The sequence below is a fragment of the Sphingopyxis sp. SCN 67-31 genome (genome assembly GCF_001725095.1).
Window position 1 is genome coordinate 1 of the sequence record NZ_MEFH01000005.1, and the last position, 6,294, is coordinate 6,294.

The following is a 6,294-nucleotide window of genomic DNA, read 5'->3' on the forward strand; positions in this document are numbered from 1 at the left end:
GCTGACCGTCAGCTCGGTGCGGATCGCGCCCTTGATGCGCTCCAGCCCCTCGGGGCTCAGCACCCCGCTGTTCAGCAATTCCTCGCAAAGCTGGATCAACCCGACGGTCGTCGCATGAGCAAGCAGCCCGATGAAATCCAGCGCCCGGTGCCGCTCGCGTGCGGCGGCATCGCATCTGCCAATGGCATTCATTGGCCCATCTCCTCATCCCACTAAACTCGCCGTCGGGCGCGCCTCTGTCGGGCGTCGTCCTTTCGGGCCGGTCGATCATGCGCGCCGGACGCCGCCTCGGCAAGAGCCGATGTGGCGTCCAGCGCATCATTTCGGTCCGGTGTGTCATTTGGGGATGAGCGCGCCCGATGAAGCACCAGAGCAGCCAGCGAAGGATCGCCGTTTGGCGACCGGCTTTGGTCCCGGAAGGGCCGAAGACGTTCTGAGGCCGCGTCCGCTTCCTACCCTGTTGGAGACATCCAAGTGGCGGCCATGAGGCAAGCGCACAAATTCCATGACGGCATTTCCACCGTTTCTGTGCGTGCCGGCGCAGGGGGTTTGTGCCGCGCGACGCGCAGCTTCGATGCGGGCGGAATGGCCGGCATCCGCATATGTCTTTCAAAAAATGGCATCTTCGGGCGCGGGCGGTCGTGTCGTCGTCGGCGGCGGGTGATCGGCGCAACAAGTGTCGCTCGCGATATGGCCATTTTGGAATAGTGATGCGTGCATAATCTATTATATCGATATATTGTGGCGACCTATCCATACCCGGCGATCAACAAGGCCAGTGTCGACAGTGCCGCATTTGAAGGCAAAGGCGCATGGCTGCTCGGGAGGTAGAAAATGGGATCTAGGGGGAATCTGCGCTGGGCGCTTCTGGCAACCGCGGCGGCACAATTGACGCCGGCGACGGCATTTGCGCAATCGGCATCCGACGAGGCTGCGGCCGCAGCACCGGGCGACGAGATCGTGGTGACGGCGCGCAAGCGCGAGGAGAGCCTGCAGGATGTGCCGATCTCGGTTCAGGCGTTCAGCAGCGCGGCGCTCGAACGCGCCGGAATCAAGGATTTCTCCGAAGTCGCTTACCGCGTTCCGGGCCTGAAGCTCAGCGCCGAGCGCGCGGTCGATACCGAACTCTTCATTCGCGGCATCGGCTCCGATATTCAGGGCGCGGGCGCCGATGCGGCGGTCGGCATCTTCGTCGACGGCGCCTATCTGTCGCGCGGCACGGGATCGCTGCTCGACCTCTATGACCTTGAACGCGTCGAGGTGCTGAAGGGACCGCAGGCGTTGCGCTTCGGCAAGAGCGTCGTCGGCGGCCTGATCAACTATGTGACCAAGAAGCCCGGCGATACGTTCGAAGGACGGTTCGAGGCGACCTATGGCAATTACAACCGCCTCGACGTCGCCGGATCGGTGCGCGGGCCGGTGTCCGACACGTTGAGCCTGGGTCTTGTCGCCAGTTCGCGCAGCCATGACGGTTATGCGAAGAATCTGCGCGGCGGCGACGAGGAAGACCAGAATATGCAGTCGGTGCGTGCCCAGCTTCGCTGGCGACCGACGCCATCGCTCGACGTCAATCTGGCTGCCGACTACACCCGCCACCGCGACGGGGCGCGCTGGGTCGATATCCTCATTCCGGGCGACAGCGAGGAAGTGACCTATCTCGGCTATTATGCGCCGACGATCGACAGCCTGCCGGGCTTCGTGCTGCCGAACCGCAACGCGCCCTTCAAGAGCGCCGATCCGCGGTCGGGAAATCATAATTTCACGGGTTTCCAGAACAGCGACATGTACGGGGTCAGCGGTACGATCGACTGGCAGGCCGGCGGCGGGCTCAGCGTCACTTCGCAGACCGTCTATCGCGACAGCTCGCTGACGGCGCGCGAAGACGGGTCGGGGATGCTTTTCAACTTCCCGATCGATCCCGCGACCAATGCGCCCGACATCACCTCGGCGATGGTCGCCGGGCTCGACACTTATCTCGCCACCGTTCCAGACAGCTATTTCGACAGCGGCAAGGGCGAGGATGTGACGCAATTTTCGCAGGAACTGCGCCTGCGCTGGGATAATGGCGGCCCGCTCCGTATCGAAGGGGGCGCCTATTATCTGCACGAGAATATCCGCCGCGCCGAGGATGTGAACTTCCTCTTCCCCGACTATCAGGCGATCGAGGAATTCGCCTTCGCCATGGCCTATGGCGGAACGCCCGCGACGCCGTCACCGGGATCGAACCACACCGTCACCACGTCGCGCAACGACAATGTCGGCGTCTTCGGCGAGCTCAGCTACAGCATCACCGACAAGCTGACCTTCGAGGCCGGACTGCGCTACGCCTATGACCACAAGCGCTATTCGAACAACCGCTCCGGCGTGTCGTTCGAGGGTGAGGCCGTCAATTTCGTGGTCGGCGAAACGCGCAGCTGGGATGCATGGTTGCCGAGTGCGACGCTGCGTTTCGAACCGAGCAACGATGTCACGCTCTACGCCCGCTATGCCAAGGGCTACAAGCCCGGCGGCTGGACCGGCGAGGATGCAAACACGCCCGCAGAGGCGCTGGTATCGTTCGACCCGGAAACCGCCAACAGCTTCGAGGTCGGCGCAAAGCTCGCGCTGGCAGGCCGGCGCCTGTTCATCAATGCGGCGGCCTATTACACCAACTATGACAATCTGCAGACCAACCAGTTCCTGTCACCGGGGCCGGGAATGCCGCCTGACAATTTCGTCTTCAATGCGAAGAATGGTACGCGCGCCTATGGCCTGGAACTCGATTTCCAGGCCCGTATCACCGACGCCTTCACCCTGTCGGGCAATTATGCCTATTCGCGCTGCAACTTCACCGGCGAACTGATCATCGACGACGAGGGAACCGATCTCGACGGCAACACCTGCCGCCGCACGCCCAAACATGCCTTCAATGTCGCAGCCAATCTCGACCAGCCGATCGCCGATAATCTGGTGCTCGTTCTGGGTAGCGATTTCCAATATACCGGCGCCAATTTCTTCGACAATCCGAACACGCCAATCCTGAAGTTCGACTCCGAAATCCTGCTCAATGCACGGATCGGTCTGCGCGATGCCGACGACAAATGGGAAGTGACGGCGTGGGCGAAGAATCTCACGAACGAGCTCAACTTCACCAGCAAGCTCGAACTGTTCGGAACCATCTATTCGACCTACATCCCGCCGCGCACCTATGGCGTGACGGCCCGGTTCCGCTTCTAGGGTCGATGAGGACAACAACGATCGTCATTGCGAGGAGCGAAGCGACGCGGCAATCCAGAGTTCGCGTGAGCCGCCCTGGATTGCTTCGCTTCGCTCGCAATGACGATGTGGGTCAACGAGAAGGAGGAATCGTAATGAAGCGCGGTATCAAGATCATGGCGGGGACCAGTCTGGCAGTCGCCGCTCTGCTCAGCGCGACCGCGCCTATGGCGGCGGATTGGAGCGGCAGTCATGCCGACGCGCCGATCGACGTTCGCGACCCCTGGCTGAAAGCATGGATTGCGGCGACGCCCGACAACCCGCCGAAGGATCCTGTGCCGGGCGTCAATTATGGCATGAATCCCGACGGCAGCTTCCGGCATCCCGTCGCGACCCGATTGACTAACGATCCGCCGTCCTTTCCGGGGCAGCTCGATCATTGGGACCAGAACAGCTACGCCAAGAATGTGAAGGTCATCGCCTTCTATCCTACGGTAACGTCGCCCTGGCATGCGTGGGCGAATGTCGTCGATTTTTCCGGCCGCCGCTATCTTTACACCCACGACCGCGACTATCTGCGCATCCTTGACGTCACCGATCCGCGCAAGGCGAAGATCGTCTGGTCGAAGGGCGGCGTATGGAGCGCCAAGGGATCGAGCGAGGCGTGGGATCCTTCGGCGGTCACCGATTATTTCGGCGGCGTCACGGTGGCTTGGAGCAAGAAGCTGCAACGCAATGTCCTGGTCGCCTCCTACGAGATCGGCCGTTTCGGCCTGATGGAGGACAAGCGCCGCGAGCCCGACAAGGTCGCCGCGCAGCGGCACTATAATTCGCTCAAGGGTTTCAAAGTCTTTGTTATGAACGGGCCGACGCCCGACAAATGGGACCTGATCGCGACGCGCACCACCGACTACAAACATCCCGATGCGCCGGTGGGTGAACAGCAGGGATCGGGCGCGCTCGACGCGGCGACATGGTTCGGGGGCAAATTTATGCTTCTCTCGTCGGCGCCCGACGACAGCTATTCGCTCACCGAATATCCCGACTATCTCTATTCGCCTGGCTATCAGGTCTGGGACATGGAGGACCCCGCCGATCCGAAGTTCGTTTCGCAGATCACCGTCCCCGGCCAGCGCCTCGGCGATCCCGAAAGCGAAGCGGCGTACCGCGCCAATCCGCGCGCGGGCAACCGGACGAGCTGGATGGGTTCGCGCTATCCGATCGTGACGTCGAAGCCGGTCGAGGCGGGCGGCAAGATCGGCTTCGGCGGCATGGGCGGCCTCGGCTTCTACAGCTTCGACCTCAGCGATCCGGCGAACCCGAAGACGCTCGGCCATCTTTCGGTGCCGCCGAGCTATGCGGGGACCGAGTTCGACAATGTCGATGTCAGCCAATATGACCGCACCGGCTTCGTTTTTTCCAACGGCTATCCGATGAACGAAAGCTGTTACGAGCCGTTCAAGCCGATCTATTCGATCGACGTGCGCGATCCCGCGCATCCGAAGGTCGCGGCGACTTTCCCGCGCCCGACGCCGCCGCCCGAGGCCTCTTTTACCGATTTTTGCCAGCGGCGCGGCAGTTTCGGACCGAAACGGTCGGGCGGGCTGACCCAGCCCCAGCGCGGCCGGCAGGGCCTTGCCATCTATGCCTTTTACAACGCCGGCATCCAGATTTTTGACGTCAAGGACCCGGCAAAGCCGGCGATCGCGGGCTATTTCGTTCCGCGCTTCGCCAATGAAAAGGAAATGCCAGACTATACGTTCGGCAATTCGACGTTCGCGGTCTACACCGAATATGACCGCAACATCATCTGGGCCTTTTCGGTGAACGGCGTCTACGCGCTGTCGAGCCCGCTGCTCGGCAAGCCGAACCTCGGCGCGCCAAAGAATATCTGGCCCGAGCGGAAATAGAAAGTTGTTCGTCACCCCGGCGAAGGCCGGGGTCTCGCCGGGGCGGTGAGACGCGAGGTCGGGATCCCGGCCTTCACCGGGGTGACGGAAGAAATGTTTTAGAAGGACAATCCGATGCGCACAGCCACGATGGGGCTGGCGGGGGCCTTGCTCCTTGCCGGATGCTCGAACACGCCCGGTGAACAGGCACCGGAGGCTCCCGCCGAACCCGCGGGCGACAATATCCTGCATATCAGTTGGGGCGGCATCGCCGAAGCCGACGGGAATGAGGCGAAGCGCCACTGGTCGACCTGGGCGATCAACCTTGTCGACGGTGGGCCTGCCTATGGCTGGCTGTCGGACAAGGGCGTCACGCTGCCGCACGCGCTGAATTTCGAGCTGGCTGGCACCGCAAAGATCGATGCCGTCGCCCTCGACAACCGGTTCGAGCCGGTGGTGCGCGAGGACGGATCGATGTCGCAGACCGCCGAAGGATCGCCGGTCCGGCGTTTCGCGCTGCTCGGCTCGAACAAGGGGCCGGAGGGACCCTATGAAATTCTGGTCGAGGGGGAAGCGAAAGCGGACGCACGAACCGTCGTGAAATTGCCGACGCCAGCATCGGCGCGCTGGCTCCGGCTGCGCATCGACAGCAATTGGAAGGGCAGTGGACCGACGCGGCTTTCCGATCTTGCCGTGCTCGGCACGCTCGATCGCCGCGGCGACGCGGCGGTTGCCGATGCCGATGCGAGCGGCGTCTATTCGCACGAATATGGCCCGATCCTGCTCCGGCAGCAGGGCAATGAGATATTCGGTTGCTACAACGACGGGCTCGGCACGCTGCGCGGGACGGTATTCGGGCGCATCATGCGGCTTGCCTGGTATTCAAATGAAGAGGGCAGCATCGGCGCGGCGACGCTGGTCGCGGCGAACGGCAAGCTCTATGGCTTCTGGTATCGCCCCGAAGACAAGATGGGCAGCCCGTGGAATGCGGTGAGGGAAAGCGGCCTTGCGGGCGCCGACCTCGGCAAGTGTCGCGCGGCGCTCTATCCGTCTTCCTGACATCGAGGAGGCCCTTTTCATGACCCTGCCATTTGCCGTTGCCGCACCTTCTGCCGAGATTGCCGGCAGCGCCGATCGCTTTCCGGTTCGCCGTATTTTTTGCGTCGGCAAGAATTACGCCGATCATGCGCGCGAAATGGGCGGCGATCCG

Annotated in this window: 3 protein-coding genes and 2 pseudogenes; 4 read left to right on the top strand and 1 reads right to left on the bottom strand. The window is 62.6% G+C overall.

Annotated features, from left to right (window positions below; translation table 11 throughout):
• A pseudogene (locus ABS88_RS00425) lies at positions 1–192 on the bottom strand (hypothetical protein); the annotation flags it as partial.
• Between the two features lie 642 nt (positions 193–834).
• Here ABS88_RS00425 and ABS88_RS00430 point away from each other — a divergent pair.
• From ABS88_RS00430 to ABS88_RS25095, 4 genes and pseudogenes are all read left to right on the top strand, one after another.
• Positions 835–3,216, top strand: coding sequence for a TonB-dependent receptor (locus ABS88_RS00430; protein WP_286748632.1), 2,382 nt, complete (start codon positions 835–837; stop codon positions 3,214–3,216).
• A 134-nt stretch (positions 3,217–3,350) separates the two neighbouring features.
• On the top strand, positions 3,351–5,105 hold the full coding sequence (locus ABS88_RS00435) for an LVIVD repeat-containing protein (protein WP_286748633.1): 1,755 nt from the start codon (positions 3,351–3,353) through the stop codon (positions 5,103–5,105).
• Positions 5,106–5,219: 114 nt separating this feature from the next.
• A complete protein-coding gene (locus tag ABS88_RS00440) occupies positions 5,220–6,143 on the top strand; it encodes a discoidin domain-containing protein (protein ID WP_286748634.1) in 924 nt (307 codons plus the stop codon).
• A gap of 19 nt (positions 6,144–6,162) precedes the next feature.
• Positions 6,163–6,294, top strand: a pseudogene (locus ABS88_RS25095) (fumarylacetoacetate hydrolase family protein); the annotation flags it as partial.

Coding starts and splice junctions, on each gene's coding strand:
- ABS88_RS00430 (WP_286748632.1), top strand. CDS start 835: ATGGGATCTAGGGGGAATCTGCGCTGGGCGCTTCTGGCAACCGCGGCG.
- ABS88_RS00435 (WP_286748633.1), top strand. CDS start 3,351: ATGAAGCGCGGTATCAAGATCATGGCGGGGACCAGTCTGGCAGTCGCC.
- ABS88_RS00440 (WP_286748634.1), top strand. CDS start 5,220: ATGCGCACAGCCACGATGGGGCTGGCGGGGGCCTTGCTCCTTGCCGGA.